General features: G+C 73.9%; 6 protein-coding genes. 2 read left to right on the top strand and 4 right to left on the bottom strand.

Annotated features, from left to right (window positions below; genetic code table 11):
* Window positions 1–175 precede the first annotated feature (175 nt).
* The gene (locus ACFY32_RS18100; RefSeq protein ID WP_359198396.1) at window positions 176–1,159 is read left to right on the top strand and encodes a winged helix-turn-helix transcriptional regulator; all 984 of its coding nucleotides are present in this window, start codon (window positions 176–178) and stop codon (window positions 1,157–1,159) included.
* Window positions 1,160–1,195: 36 nt separating this feature from the next.
* Window positions 1,196–1,678, top strand: coding sequence for a DUF456 domain-containing protein (locus ACFY32_RS18095; RefSeq protein WP_359198393.1), 483 nt, complete (start codon window positions 1,196–1,198; stop codon window positions 1,676–1,678).
* On the opposite strand, the gene ACFY32_RS18090 is transcribed toward ACFY32_RS18095, so the two are convergent.
* The 4 genes from ACFY32_RS18090 to ACFY32_RS18075 all read right to left on the bottom strand — a co-directional run bounded on the left by ACFY32_RS18090 (window position 1,604) and on the right by ACFY32_RS18075 (window position 14,494).
* Complete coding sequence (locus tag ACFY32_RS18090; RefSeq protein WP_359198390.1) at window positions 1,604–2,170, bottom strand: methylated-DNA--[protein]-cysteine S-methyltransferase; 567 nt, start codon at window positions 2,168–2,170, stop codon at window positions 1,604–1,606. The two genes, ACFY32_RS18095 and ACFY32_RS18090, sit on opposite strands and share 75 nt — an antisense overlap.
* 4 nt (window positions 2,171–2,174) lie before the next feature.
* Window positions 2,175–3,596, bottom strand: coding sequence for an AlkA N-terminal domain-containing protein (locus ACFY32_RS18085; protein WP_359198387.1), 1,422 nt, complete (start codon window positions 3,594–3,596; stop codon window positions 2,175–2,177).
* Window positions 3,597–3,662: 66 nt separating this feature from the next.
* Window positions 3,663–4,754, bottom strand: a complete 1,092-nt coding sequence (gene rsgA / locus ACFY32_RS18080; protein ID WP_359198384.1) for a ribosome small subunit-dependent GTPase A — start codon at window positions 4,752–4,754, stop codon at window positions 3,663–3,665.
* A gap of 233 nt (window positions 4,755–4,987) precedes the next feature.
* Complete coding sequence (locus ACFY32_RS18075) at window positions 4,988–14,494, bottom strand: neuraminidase-like domain-containing protein (protein ID WP_390674682.1); 9,507 nt, start codon at window positions 14,492–14,494, stop codon at window positions 4,988–4,990.
* Window positions 14,495–14,550: the final 56 nt, after the last annotated feature.

Below are 14,550 nucleotides of genomic sequence, written 5' to 3'. Positions count from 1 at the left end.
CGGCAGCCGCCGAGCGGTCCCACCCCCCACGGGAGAACCGCCCGGCGACGATGAGCCCACCTTGGCAGAGCGAGGGGGCCTGCGGCGATGATGGGCGAAGGCGGGTTTGCGCCGTGGCCGTTTTCCGCCACGGACGCGGGTCCGGGGCCGGGGACCAGGGGAGGGACGACGTCTGATGCTGGGTGTGCTGGGGCTGGAGGAGCCGCACGAGTCGGCGTACCGGGCGCTGGTGGCCGTGGGCGCCGCCGACGTGCCCGATCTCGCCCGGAAGCTGGCGCTGGGCGAGCGGGACACCGAGCGGGCGCTGCGCAAGCTGGAGCAGACCGGCCTCGCGGCGCAGTCGTCGGCGCGGCCGGGCCGCTGGGTGGCGGCGCCGCCCGGCGTGGCGCTGGGCGCGCTGCTCGCCCAGCAGCGGCACGAGCTGGAGAAGGCGGAGCTGGCCGCCGCGCTGCTGGCCGAGGAGTACCGGGCCGCGGCGGCCGAGCCCGCGGTGCACGACCTGGTCGAGGTGGTGATCGGCGCGGCGGCGGTCGCCCAGCGCTTCCTGCAGTTGCAGTTGGGCGCGGCCGAGGAGGTGTGCGCGCTGGTCACCGGCAATCCGGTCGCCGTCACCGGCATGGAGAACGACGCCGAGGAGCAGGCCGCCGGGCGCGGGGTCCGCTACCGGGTGGTCGTCGAGCGGGCCGTGCTGGACCAGCCCGACGGGATCACGGAGCTGACCGCCGCGCTCGGCCGGGACGAGCAGGTCCGGGTGGTGGACCGGGTGCCGACCAAGCTGGTCGTCGCCGACGGCACGCTCGCCCTGGTGCCGCTCACCGCGCGGGCCGCGGAGCCCGCCGCGCTGGTCGTGCACGCCAGCGGACTCCTCGAACTGCTGATGGGCCTGTTCGAGAAGGTGTGGCGGGAGGGGCTGCCGCTCCGGCTCGGCGCGGCCGGGGTGGGCGAGCAGCGCCCCCAGGGGCCCGACGCCACGGACCTGGAGATCCTCTCCCTGCTGCTGGCCGGCCTCACCGACGCGAGCGTGGCCAAACAGCTCGACCTGGGCCTGCGCACCGTACAGCGGCGGGTGAAGCGGCTGATGGAACTGACCGGGGTGACCACCCGGCTGCAACTGGGCTGGCACGCCTACGAGCGGGGCTGGGTGGCCCGGGAGCGCTGAACTGCGGACCGGGCCGGACGGCGGCAAGCTGGTGGGATGGGAGTGCTGGACCTCCTGCTGGCCGGCCTGGTCGTGCTGCTCGGGCTGTGCGGCGTCCTGCTGCCCGGGGTGCCGGGGGCCTGGCTGGTGTGGGCGGGGGTCCTGTGGTGGGCGCTGAAGGACACCCGCCCGCTCGCCTGGGCGGTGCTGGTCGGCGCCACCGGGGTGCTGCTGCTGTCCCAGGCGGTCCGCTGGGCGCTGCCGCCCCGGCGGCGGGGCGCGCCCGGCCCCGACGGCAGGCTGCTGGCGTACGGGGGCGGCGGCGCGCTGCTGGGATTCGCGCTGGTGCCCGTGGCGGGCGCGGTGCCCGGTTTCCTCGGCGGGATCTATCTGGCCGAGCGGCTGAGGCTGGGCCGGCACGGCGCGGCGGTGGCGGCGCTGCGCACGGCGATGCGCTCGGGCGGCTCAGGCGTGCTGGCGGAACTGTTCGCCTGCCTGCTGATCACCGGGGCCTGGGTGGGTGCCGTCCTCGCCGGGTGACGCGGCGAGGACGCCCTCCAGGGTGAGCAGCCGCAGCTTGCGGGGCAGCCCGCCCGCGTACCCGGTCAGCGTGCCGTCGGCGCCGATCACCCGGTGGCAGGGGCGCAGGATCAGCAGCGGGTTGGCGCCGATCGCCCCGCCGACCGCGCGGACGGCGGCCCGGGGGGCGCCGATGCGGGCGGCGATCTCGCCATAGGTGGTGGTCCTGCCGTACGGAACGGCGTCGAGGGCGTCCCACACCCGGGTGCGGAAGGCGGTGCCCTCGGCGCGCAGCGGCAGGCGGAACCCGGTGGGCTCCCCGGCGAAGTAGGCGGCGAGCTGCTCGGCCGCCTCCCGGAACGGGCCGGGGTCGGGCCGCCAGTCGTCCTGGACGGTCCGCCCGCCCTTCTGGCCGGGCACGGACAGCGAGGTCAGCGCCCCGTCCGGGTCGGCGGTCAGCAGCAGCGGGCCGACGGGGCTGGCCAGCTCGGTCCAGTAGGTACGGGTGGACATCGGGTTACTCCAACTCCCCTGCTGCGCGCAGGTGGTTCAGGGCGTACGAGCGCCAGGGGCGCCAGGTGTCGGGTACGTCGGTGCCGGGCGGGGCGGCGTCCGGGTCGCCGAGGGCGCGGGTGCGGACGGCGGCGGCGGTGGCCGGGTCCAGGCCGGGCAGGGCGAGCAGGGCGTGCTCGGTGTCGTCCCGGTCGGCGCCCGCGTCGAGGCGTACGGCGCCGTCGGCGAGGGCGGCGGCGAGGGCACCGAGGGGGCCGCCGGGCTCGGCCTCGGCGAGGACGGCCGGTTCGGGGAAGAGGTGGGTGAGGGCGCCGCAGGGCGCGTCGAGGCGCTTGCCGTACCGCTGGACCAGTTCCCCGGCGCGGGTGCGGCCCACCAGGGCGCGGACGGCGAGTTCCTCCGGGTCGGCGGCGCCGGGCGAGCGCAGGCCGGGGCGGGCGGCGACGAGCGGGGCGAGCCGGGGGTCGGCGCCGAGACGTTCGTCGACGGCGTACGGGTCGGCGTCCAGGTCGAACAGGCGGCGCAGCCGCTGCACGGCGGTGGTCAGGTCGCGCAGGTCGGTGAGGTGCAGCCGGGCCTCCAGCCAGCCTCCGCCGCCCGCGCGGGGGGCGCCGCCGCGCTCTTCGACGGCGGCGATGCCGGTGCCGTAGGGCAGGCGGAGGGTGCGGCGGTAGACGCGGCGGCCGGGCGGTCCGCCGACCTCCTCGACGCCCGCGACGGCCTCCCGCCGGAGCAGGTCGAAGACGGGCCCGGCCTGGTAGGGGCCGCGGTGGGCGAGCCGCAGCGGGATGCCGGCGCCGGGGGTGGCCCGGTCGCGGACCGGGGCGGCGGCGCGCAGCGCGGTCGGGGTGGCCGCGTACACCGCGCGGATGGTGTCGTTGAACTGCCGGACGCTGGCGAACCCGGACGCGAAGGCGATCTCGGTGACCGGCAGCCCGGTGGTCTGGAGCAGTACCCGCGCGGTGTGCGCCCGCTGGGCGCGGGCGAGGGCGACCGGTCCGGCGCCCAGTTCGGCGGTGAGCTGGCGCTGCACCTGGCGGGCGCTGTAGCCGAGCCGGGCGGCGAGCCCGGCGACGCCCTCGCGGTCCACGACGCCGTCGCCGATCAGCCGCATGGCGCGGCCCACGACGTCCGCGCGGGCGTTCCAGTCCGCCGAGCCGGGCACGGCGTCCGGGCGGCACCGCCGGCAGGCGCGGAAGCCCGCGCCCTGCGCGGCGGCGGCGGTCGGGAAGAACCGCACGTTGTGCCGCCTGGGCGTGACGGCGGGGCAGCTCGGCCGGCAGTAGATGCCGGTGGTCTCGACGGCGAAGAAGAACGCCCCGTCGAACCGGGCGTCCCGGCTGCGCACGGCCTCGTACCTGCTGTCGTCGTCCCTAGCGGGGTCCGTCGCGGAGCGGACCACCGGGCTCCTCGCACTGTCCTTCACATGGTCCAGTGTCCGCCAGTCCCGGCACCGGGACTGGCGGATATCGGACGTCACACCCGGAAGGGGTCAGCGCCGGCGCCCCCGCTTGGCCTCCATGGCCGCCCGCCCCTCGGCGCCCCGGCGCTTCCACTCCTTGCGGATCTCCGCGCGCAGCCGGGCGTCGGTCTTGGCGACGATGCGCTGGTTCTCCCGCAGCAGCTTGCGGTAGCTCTCCAGCCGCCGCTGGGGCAGCTCACCGCGGTCCACGGCGGCCAGCACCGCGCAGCCCGGTTCGCGCTCGTGGGCGCAGTCGTGGAACCGGCAGTCGGCGGCCAGCTCCTCGATCTCGGCGAAGACCTGTCCGACGCCGCTGCCCGCGTCCCACAGGCCGACGCCCCGCAGCCCGGGGGTGTCGATGAGCACTCCCCCGCCGGGCAGGGCGAGCAGGTTGCGGGTCGTGGTGGTGTGCCGGCCCTTGCCGTCGACGTCGCGGATCGCCCGGACGTCCATGACCTCCTCGCCGAGGAGGGCGTTGGCGAGGGTGGACTTGCCCGCGCCGGACTGGCCGAGCAGCACCGCGGTGCCGCCCGCGACGACCGCCGCGAGGACGTCCAGGCCCTCCCCGTGGGCGGCGCTGACGGGGAGCACCGGCACGCCGGGCGCGCTGGTCTCCACGTCCCGCACGAGGTGCGCCAGCGTGGCCGGGTCGGGCACCAGGTCGGCCTTGGTGAGCACGACGAGGGGCTGGGCCCCGGACTCCCAGGCCAGTGCCAGGAACCGTTCGACGCGGGCCAGGTCCAGTTCGCCGGCGAGGGACACGGCGACCACGGCGTGGTCGACGTTGGCGGCGAGGATCTGCCCCTCGGACCGCTTGGAGGAGGTGGATCGCACGAAGGCGGTGCGGCGCGGCAGATACGTCCGCACGTAGCGCGGGCTGCCGCCGGGGTCGACGGCGACCCAGTCGCCGGTGCAGACGACGCGCAGCGGGTCGGGCGGGGTGACGAACGCGGTGTCGGCGCGGACCACGCCGTCGGCGGTGATCACGTCGCACTGGCCGCGGTCGACCCGGATAACCCGGCCGGGCACGAGCCCTTGGGCGGCGTACGGGGTGAACGCGTCGGCCCAGGCGGTGTCCCAGCCGTGGGCGGTCAGTGCGGTGGAGATGGCGGGGAAAGTCAAGGGGTGACCCTTCGAAGGGGCGGCCCCGGCGCGCGGATGCGCGGTGTCGTCAGCCGGTGGCCACGGAGGTGGACTGAGAGAACTTCCGGATGCGGGCAGCGCCCGTCGCAACGACAGCCATCGGTCACACCTCCTCGCTCGAACCGGGTCACCCGCGGCGACCCCCGGTCGCCGCTCGAACAGCACCGACAGTAGGGGACCCCGGGCTTCGGCGCCACCTAATTGAACGGCGGTCAGGCCACCGTGTAGTTGACGATCAGGAACACCTCCGTCACCGCGTCCGCCGGCAGCGACCTGAAGTCCGGCGCGCCGGTGCGGCGGAGCTTCAGGGTCCAGTCGTCCAGGTCCGCCTCGCCGCCGGTCAGGTCCCTGGCTCCCCGGTGCAGGCCCTGGAAGGAGGGGTCGGGCACGACCTGGAGCAGGTCCGCCGGGTCCGTGCCCAGGGGCGTGAGCTGGGCCTCGAAGGTGTGGGACGGGTCCGCGGGGTGGACGACGACCTCGATGCCCCGGGCCTTGCGGGAGGCGAAGCCGCGGGTGAAGAAGGGCAGGCGCCCGGTCAGGTCGCCGAGGTCCAGTCGCTGGTCGTCGTCCGCGCCGGGCGGGCGCAGGAAGCGGTACCAGGCGTCCGGGTACTCGCGGCGCAGGTCGAGCACCCGGTACAGGCCGTGCCGGGACTCGGCGAGCGCCAGCTCCCCGAGGGTCTGGCGCAGTTCGGCGGCGGCCTGGGCGCGCAGCACCGCGCCGCCCTCCCGCGCGGTGTAGCGCAGGTGCAGTACGGCGTCGGAGACCGAGGCGAAGTCGAACTGCGGCAGGTCCTTGCCCAGCCGCAGGTGCCAGGAGCTGACGGCGCCCGCGCCCTCGAAGGGCAGATACCGCTCGTCGCGGAAGCTCAGCTCGAACAGGCCCGCGTCGGACTGCGCGGTACTGGTGGCGATCGACTGGACCGCGCCGACCTCGTCGCGGAAGCGCGGGTCCCCGGCGGCGGTGTCCCGCGCGTACTTCCCGGCCAGCAGGGTGGGGTCCTTGCGCAGCCGGTTGCCGGTGAGGGTGAGGGTGCAGGCGACGGTGGTGGCGGGGCCGCTGACGCAGGGCAGGGTCAGGCCGACCGTGCGCAGGCGGCGGAAGTAGTGACCGGGGTAGTCCATGTCGAAGGCGGACTCCGGGATGTCGATGAAGCACTCGCCGTTCTGCCGCAGCTTCAGCAGGGCCACCGGGTCGAGCTGGGCCAGCGAGACGTGCTTGGTGAGTTCGTACTCGCGGCGGTTCCGCTCGTAGTACGCCGTCTCCAGGCGGCGCAGGTCGTGGGCGAGCCGTTCGCCGGAGAGCAGGCCCTTGCGCAGGCTGTCCCAGGAGCCGAAGCGGACGTAGTCGGAGTCGGCGAGGCCGAGTTCGTAGCGGAAGCAGCGTTCGGCGCGGCGGGCCATGTCGTGGGCGAGCCGGTAGCTCTGGAAGTACAGCGCGGACAGTTGGGTGACCGTCCAGTCGTGCAGTTCCCGGTTGGTGAACTTGCCGCGCAGGAACTCGTCCTCGCCGGCGGCCTGCTCGATGCGCCGGTCGTGCTCGGTCAGTTCCTGCTCGGCGACGCGGATGCGCACCTGGGCGGCGGCGATCTGCCGGTCGGCCTGGGCGATCTCCTGCACGGCGAGGTCGCACTGGAACTGCCAGTCCTGGGCGCGGCGTTCGTAGGAGCCGATGGTGTTGGTCATGCCCGCGCCCATCTGGGCGATGTTCGACAGCCCCCGCAGGGCGTCGGCCGTCTTGCCGAGGGCGTCGCTGGCCTGCTTGCCGCTGACGCTGAGCGTCAGGTGCGGGGAGCCGCCGAAACCGGAGGCGCCGGCCGTGACGTTGGGGATGAGTGACATGGGCGAGGCGAGCAGGTTCAGGACGGTGCCCGCGGTCTCCAGGCCCATCGCGCCGATGGTGAGGCCCAGCCATGCCTTCTCCCACCCGTTCCAGCCGTCGGCGAGCAGGCCCTGGTAGTGGTCGCGGCGCCGGACGGCGACCTTCTGGGCCTCCTCCAGGCTCTCCCGGGCGCGGGTCTCCTCCTCCACCCGGGCGACCCGGACCAGCCGGGCCTGGGCGAGCACCCGCTGTTCGTGGGTGGAGCGCAGCCGGGCCATGGCCTCCTCGTCCCGTTTCTCCAGGGCGGTGAGCATGGCGGTGCCGAGGGACTTGACCTCTTCGCACATCTCCTGGGCCCGCTGGTGCGTGAAGGAGAAGCGGTACAGGGGCAGCGGCGCGTTGAGGTCGGCGACGGCGGCCGCGACGTCGCCCCCGGCCGTGACCGCGCCGATCAGGGCGCCGGGGTCGAGTTCGGGTTCGAACAGCGGCAGGCCGCGCTCGACGCCCGCCAGGTTCATGCAGTGGCGGATCTTGAACAGGCGGTCCTCGACGGTGTCCCAGAGGCCGAGCAGCTTGGCGTTGTTCGGGACGCAGAAGTACGGGACGTCCAGGCGGGGCAGTTCGGGTCCTTCCCCGTCTCCCTCGACGCCGCCGGGGTCGGCGTCCGCGAGGAGGTTCTCGATCTCGACGAGGGCGTTGCCGAAGTCGTCGATGTGCTCGGTCTGGAGCTGGTAGTACGTCCTGGCCTGGTCCGGTGTCGTGCGGGGCACGCCGCGCGGGCGGGGGCCGAGCACGGAGGCGGCGAGGACGTAGAGCTGGGTGGCCTCGTTGACGGTCTCCAGGGTGTCCTGCTCGAAGAGCTGGTCGGCCCAGGCGATCAGGGTCTGGATGTACTTGACGACCACGTTCTTCTGGTAGGCGACCGTGCGCATCCGGGCGATCAGGTGCGGGTCGAACGGGTTGTTCCGCCACTCCGCGACCTGGGCGCGCAGTTCCGCGTCGCCCTGGGCGACGGCACGCAGGATGTTCTCGATCCGCTGGGCCCGGTACTGGGCGGTCGTGGTCTCGTAGAACTTCTTGGTGATCCAGAACTTCTGCTGCGGGGTGTCCGGATCGGGGGTGGCCGTGTCGGTGCTGGTGGGGTCGAAGATGTGGTGGAACCACTCCAGGGCCTCCTCGAACCGCTGGTTGGCGGCGAGTTTCTGCGCCAGCAGCAGCGGGACGTGGAAGAACAGCTCCCAGTTGTAGGGGGCGTAGGCACCCTGGTAGCCGAAGTCGACGTCCTCGACGGGCCAGGGCGGGGGGACGTAGAAGAAGTCGGGCTGGTAGGTGCCGAAGTCGAAGGGGGCGGGGGCCCCGGGCAGGCTGTGCGGGGCGGTCTGGACGCGCCGGTTGAGGACGCCCTTGACGCCGCTGGTGTTGAGTTCGCGCACGAACAGGTCGGTGTACGGGTGGTAGTGGATGTCGAACCGGACGCTCGCCCAGGTCCAGCCGGTCCAGTCGAAGCCGAACCAGAACCACCAGGTCCAGGTGGAGAAGGACATCAGGTAGGTGTGCCGCGAGTCCCACAGGAAGGAGGTGCCGGTGCCGTCCCTGGGCATGTCCTGTGCCGCGGAGTCGAGGACGGAGTACGTGCCGCCGGGCTCGACGGCGCCGGCCAGGGACAGCGACAGGGCCTGGAAGTGCGCCGGGAGGAAGTGCGGCTTGACGTCGATCTCGGACTGCGAGTTGTACGAGAAGTACAGCGCCCCGGTGTTGTGCTGGATCAGGCCGTCGCGCAGCTTGCTGCCGGCCGGAGAGGAGAGGTGCTCGTAGAACGGGGCGGGGTCGACCGGGTTGATCTGGCGTCCGGTCTTGTCGAAGGCGAGGATGCTGCGCGGGGCGGTCTCGCCGGCGTCCCGGCTGACGTGGAGCTGGGTGCGGATGCCGTCGGGCAGGGCACGGGCGCGCAGCGCGACGTTGTACGGGGTGTTCGCGCCCGCCGCGTACTGCCAGATGGTGCCCGCCCGGTCGGAGAGCACCTTGGGGCTCCAGCCGCCCTTTTTCAGCTCGCTCCAGAACATCCGTACTTCCCAGAACCGGTCGGGCTGGGCCAGCGTGGCCGAGGAGTTGGCGCTGGGGGTGCGGACGGAGTTCTGCGTGACGGCCCGTTCCAGGAACTGGGGCCACAGCAGATGGAGCCGGCGGTGGTGCACGGCGGTCACCAGGTGGTTGGAGTTGATCTCCAGGTCGATCCGTTCCCAGGGGGTCCAGCGGGCCCCGTTGACCTGGCGCCGGTGGTAGTACTCGGCGCCCTGGCTGGAGCGGGTGCGGCCGATGACGTGCAGATAGGTCTCGTCGGGGCCGGCCACCTCGGTGTGCTGGGCCCGGATCTCCAGGTTGGCGACCCGGTCGAGGCTCTCCAGGTAGGTGCGGAAGGCTTCCTCGGCGCTCTCGGCGGTGACCTCGTTCTGCATCAGCTCCTGTTCCAGGTCGCGGAAGAACGGGGACTTCTCGTCGCGCAGCTCCGGTTCCAGCCAGTTCTCCGGGTAGAGGAAGACCTTCCGGTTCGCCTCCCAGACCCGGTAGCGCTTCATCCAGGACCACTGCTTCCAGCGCGGGTCGAGGTCCGTGGCGGCCAGGATGTCGGTCTCCAGGTTCAACTGGACGCGCTGCACGAACAACTGGGCGGAGGCGGCCGCCTGCTTGAGGCGGGAGGTGAGCATGCACGGGCTCATCTCGACGTCGATGAGGAAGTGCGCGTACAGCCCGTTGCTGTCGGTCCAGGTCTGGCCGGCGTCCTCGTCGGGGTGGGCGACGAGCCAGTCGACGAGCGCCTTGCGCTTGCGTTCCCGGAAGACGTCCTGGAGCGGCCGGATGACCTCCTGCCACTGGCCGAGGTCGTACTTGGCCTTCACCGTCTGCTTCAGGCTCTCCGCGGTCTCCTCCCCCGGCTCGGCGACGGCCCAGGTCAGGGCCCGTTCGGCGGTCACGCCCACCCGCCTGAGCACGGCGGCGGCGGCGGCCAGGCGCAGCAGTGCGGCCGAGTCGGCGAGGCTGTCCTTGACCACGTCCGGTCCGCCGGCGTCGCGCCAGCCGAAGGCGGTCACCAGGGCGTCGAGGTCGGCGGGCGGCCAGCCGGTGAGGGCCGCCAGGTCGGTGAGGACGGCGGCCGGGGGCACGGCGGGGTCGAGGACCCGGGCGGCGAACTCCAGCGCGGTGAGCGGGGCCGGGGGCAGCGCGGCCCGCCAGGTGAAGAACCGCGCCATGGAGACCCACTCCCGGAGCGGTACCGGCGTGCCGGTGCCGTCCACCGGGAAGTCCCCCGGGTGCGGCCAGCCCAGGGCGCCCGCCCGGCCGTCCGCCAGCCACCACCGCACGTCGTCCGCCGTCAGCTTCAGCGCGCCGGCCAGGAGCGCGTCCTTGTGCAGCAGCCGCAGCGCCCCGAAGGCGTCCGGGAAGTCGGCCTCGGCAGGCGGGTAGCGGTACCCGCCATCGGGCAGCCGTTCGAGCAGGCGGGGGTCGTCGAGGTCGCGCAGCAGGGTGCCGGCGGCGCCGGGCCGGTGCAGCGCGCCCAGCAGGACGTTGGCCGTGGGCACGTCCAGGCCCAGCAGGTCGGCGCAGCTCTGGGCGATGTACGCCTCGCGCCGGGTGGTCAGCAGATACGTCTCCAGGGCGGGCTGGAGGTAGCCGAAGCGGGCGTCCACGGCCTGCTGGCGCCGGAGCGGGTCGAGCCCGGCGGGCAGGGCGGCGAGCCGGGTGCGGGCCTCGGCGAGGTCCAGGACGCCGGTGAAGTACCGCTCGATGAGCGCGTCCCGCTGGGCCTGGGTGCCCTGCCAGGTGCCGTCGGCGAGGGCGAGGGCGGCGACCTGGTCGGCGTCGGTGACGAGCCCGGCGAGCAGGCCGAGCCGGGCCCGGACGTACGACTCCGGGCTCTCCTCTGCCGCGCGGCGCAGCTCGGTGGTGATCTTTTCCAGGCCGGTGCGCAGCTCGGTGAGGAAGGCGGTGACGGTCCTGCTCTCCAGGGCGGTGGCGGAGTGCGGGACGATCCGGTGGGCCAGCAGATGGTCGAGCTGGGCCACCGTCAGCGAGGACGCGGCGACCAGGGCGGCGAGGTCGGCGAGGTCCAGCAGGCCGTCGGGGCCGGCGAACGGGTCGTCGTCCCAGAGGCGGACCAGCCGCAGGAACTGGTCCACGGTCAGCCGCAGTGCCTTGGCGGCCACGGCGACCCGGTGGACCGCGCTGAGCAGGCCGAGGTCGAGCGGGGTGCCGGCGGTGGCCTCCAGGTCGTCGAGGATGAGCTGGAGGTCGCCCTCCCGGATGCGGAACGCGGCGAGGATGCCGGGCACCTGGTCGCCGACCGTGCCGGTGAGGTCCGCGGGGTCGGCGGGGAACCGGGCGACGGCTCCGACGAGCCGGTTGCGGAACAGCCGCTGGTACTGGGTCTCCGCCTGGGCGGCGCCCTCGTCGCCCCAGACCCGGTGCGGGCGGTGCTCGATGCCGCGGAAGAGGCTGCGCAGCTCGGTCCAGTCGAGTCCGAGGCGGGTGCGCAGCTTCAGCAGGCCGGCCAGTTCGCGCAGCGCCCGGGAGGTGATGACTCCGGGTTCGGCGGCGGAGGCGAGGGTGTTCTCGTTCGGGGGGAGCAGCAGATCGAGTTCGGGCATGGTCCACTCCCCCGCCCGCCACAGCCGCACGAACCGGTGGACGCGGTCGAGGGCGTCGGTGTCCAGCTCCGCGACGGTGAGGGCGGACACGTCGCACTCGGGGCCCGCGGCCTCGCCGGTCCGCGCGATGCGCAGGGCGCCGGCGGGGTTGACGTAGGCCGTCTCCAGGAGTTGCAGCAGTCCGGTGTAGGCGAGGCCGGTGCGGTGCAGCAGGACCGGGACGTGCGCGAGGACCTCGGTCCAGGTGCCGGTGACGCGGCGGGTGGGGTCGTCGGGGTCGGGGATGTCGTTGTCCGTCTCGGCGAGGCCGTAGAACTCCCAGGGCGCGCGGCCAGGCAGGGTGCCGGTGACGATCAGCCGGGCCGTCTCGGTCAGGCCCAGCCGGGCGGCGGCGAGCTGGGTCGCGGACAGCGCGCCGGGGCCGCCGCGGCGCAGCAGGTCGAGCAGGTCCGGGCGGGGCACGCCGAGGTGGTCGAGATAGCTGCGGGTCTCCAGGTGCGCCAGGTCGAAGGGCAGGTGCAGCGGGAAGACCTCCTGGCGCAGCCTGCGGTAGGCCCCCTGGTCGGTGTACTCGGGGTTGGCCCGCAGTTCGGCCGCGGCGGCGAAGGTCTGGCGGGAGACCCGGACGCGCAGTTCCTCGCCGCCCTCGACCGGGTCGCGGGAGATGGTCCAGGCGTGGCCGCTGTCGCGGACGGTCCACCGGCCGCGGCTGTCCGGGGCCTGTACCCGGGCGTCGGCGGCGACGGTGACGCCCCGGGCGGCGAGCGCGTCGCGCAGGACCGGGGAGATCTGGCCGGCGCCGAGTTCGCCGGCGAGGGAGACGTCGAGCAGGACGGGTGCCTCGGGGGCGACGACGTCCTCCAGGATCTCGTTGACCAGGTCGACGTACGGCAGCGGTGTCTCGGTGTTCTCGCAGCTCAGTTCGAGGGCGCCGAGGTCGGGGCGGCGGGCCAGGAGCACGTCCCGCACGCTCCGGCCGGCGTGCGGGCCGGTGCCCTGGGTGCCGCGCTGGCCGAGGAAGCGCAGCACGTCGACGAAGTACGCGGCGGGGCTGTGCACCGAGCGGCAGCCCGCGCAGGCGCAGTAGTCGACGGAGCCGAACAGGGTCCGCAGATTGGGCAGGGCCCTGATCCGCGCCTGGGTGTCGGCGTCCGGTGACCGGTCGGGCAGGGCGAAGGGGGTGGCGCCGGTCAGGGCCAGGTTGTACTCGCCGTAGAGGGCGAGGGACTGGGCGTAGACGGTCTCGGCCTTGCGGTACAGCCGTACGGCGGCGGTGTCGGACAGCGGGGCCGCGTCCTGTGCCGCGGCGACCCGGTCGGCGAGGATGCCGTTCCGCGCGGCCGGCGCGCCGGTGACGGCGGCGACGAACTGGCCGCGGCCCAGGAAGTAGACGGCCTGCGCGGAGTCGAGTCCCCGGTCGCGCAGGGTGGCCACCGCGGTGTAGGTGGGGTCGAGCTTGAACGCCCGCTGGACCGACTTCAGGTCGGTGACCAGGGCGGCGGGGTCCTCGATCCCGTCGAGGGCGCCCGGTGTCGCGTCGAGGTAGTGGTCGACGCGGACGCGGTCCAGCTCGAAGCCGGGGTTGTGATCGAGGAAGTGGACCAGTTGCCGGTCCCCGTCGGCGGCCAGGGACCTGCCCGTGTGCTGGGCGCGGTCGAGTTTGCCGGTGAACGAGGCGGTGGGGAAGGCCCGTTCGAACTGCCGGTCGAGGACGGTGGCGTAGGTGCGGCGCTTCTCCTCCTCGGTGTCGCCCTCGGTGTCGTCGGGGACGCCGATGGGCCCGCCGCCGGGGGCGGGCTGCTGGAGCTGTCGCTCCCAGTCGTCCCGGGAGAGCCGGGCGAGGGACCGCTCGAAGGCGGTGCGTTCCTCGGCGGCCGGCGCGGTGTCGGTGATCCCCTCGGTCCGGTCGCCGAAGCGCTCGGCGAGGGCGCCGACCAGGGGGACGTGGTTGCGGGTGAGGCCGCCGAGTTCCAGGGAGAGCCGGACCCGGGGGACGGTCGCCGGCGGGATCACCTCGTCCCGGCTCACCTGGTCCCAGAAGTCGTCGGCCGACCCGGAGAACGACGTGAACGCCTCCAGGAACGCCGTCTTGTGCTCGGCGGCGTCGGGGGTGAGGTCGATCAGGTCGCCGACGGTGCCCCGGCCGTCACCGAGCACCGTGTCGCCGGTGTAGCGCAGCTTGATCCGGGCGAGGGTGTCCAGGATCGCCGGGACCCGGTCCTCGACGGCGACCGGCACGAGGTTCTCGGCCAGCGCCTTCTCCAGGAGGGCCTTCTGTGTCTCGACGGGGAGTTCCGCCAGGGCGCGCAGGGCCCGGTCCTCCGACGCGGCCATCCGCTGGGGGTCCTTGATGTCCTCCAGCAGGGTCTCGCTGAAGATGGAGGGCTGGCCCTGGCCGAGGTAGGCGAAGAGTTCCTCGGGGGCGAGCGGGAGTTCCTCCCGGGCGGTCTTCGCGGCGAGCCGGTGGCAGCCGACCCAGACGCCGATCGCGAGCGGGGTGCGGCCGGTCTCCCCGGCCAGGAAGGAGATGTCCTGGAACCGGTCGTCCTCGCGCAGGTCCACCGGGGCGACGGAGTCCAGCAGCGGGGTCACTTCCGCGGTGAGGGTCTCCCACTGGGAGGCGCCGGGGTAGTCGCGCGGGCCGAGGGTGAGGTTCCACTCCAGTTCGCCGGGGACGTTGAAGCGGACGGGGGTGCGCAGGAGTTCGCTCCCGTCGGCGCCGAGGACCTTCAGGACGAGGTCGGCGCTGTCCTTCTCGGAGCGGCGGAACTGGTCCGGGCCGTAGCGGATCTCGTACGTCCCGTCGCACAGCTCCGCCCTGCCGAGCGGCTCCTCGCCGCGCAGGTCCCGGTCGGCGGCCTCGACGGCGCCCTCGGTCAGCGGGGTGCCGGTCCGGTCACGGACCTCGCCGTACACGCGCAGCGGCCGCTGGGCCGGTTCGCGGTCGACCGTCAGGTCGATGACGGTCTCCTCCTCCAGTTGCTCGTACGGGCTCTCGCCGAGCTGCTCCTCCTCGTCGAACACCTTGATACGGCACAGGAACCGGGGGGTCGTCGTCCCCTTGCCGCCGCCCAGTCCCTGGAAGGAGACGGCGTAGCGGCCGTCCTCGTCGGTCGTCGCGGGTTCCCCGGCCTCGCGCTCCTGCGCGGAGTTCCCGCTCTTGACGAAGACCCGGACGGTCAGACCGGGGAAGGGCACTCCGGAGACGCTGATGACGCGTCCCGTGACACTGAATCTGTCGGTCGTCGTCCGCATCGGTCGCTCTCCCAGCCTGACGGTTGATCAGCTCGTCCTGTCGTGGTTCTGTCCGC

The sequence above is a fragment of the Streptomyces sp. NPDC000134 genome (assembly GCF_042899225.1).
Classification (GTDB): Bacteria; Actinomycetota; Actinomycetes; order Streptomycetales; family Streptomycetaceae; genus Streptomyces.
Note: the sequence above shows the minus strand (reverse complement) of the source record. Positions and strands in the feature narration are given on the sequence as shown.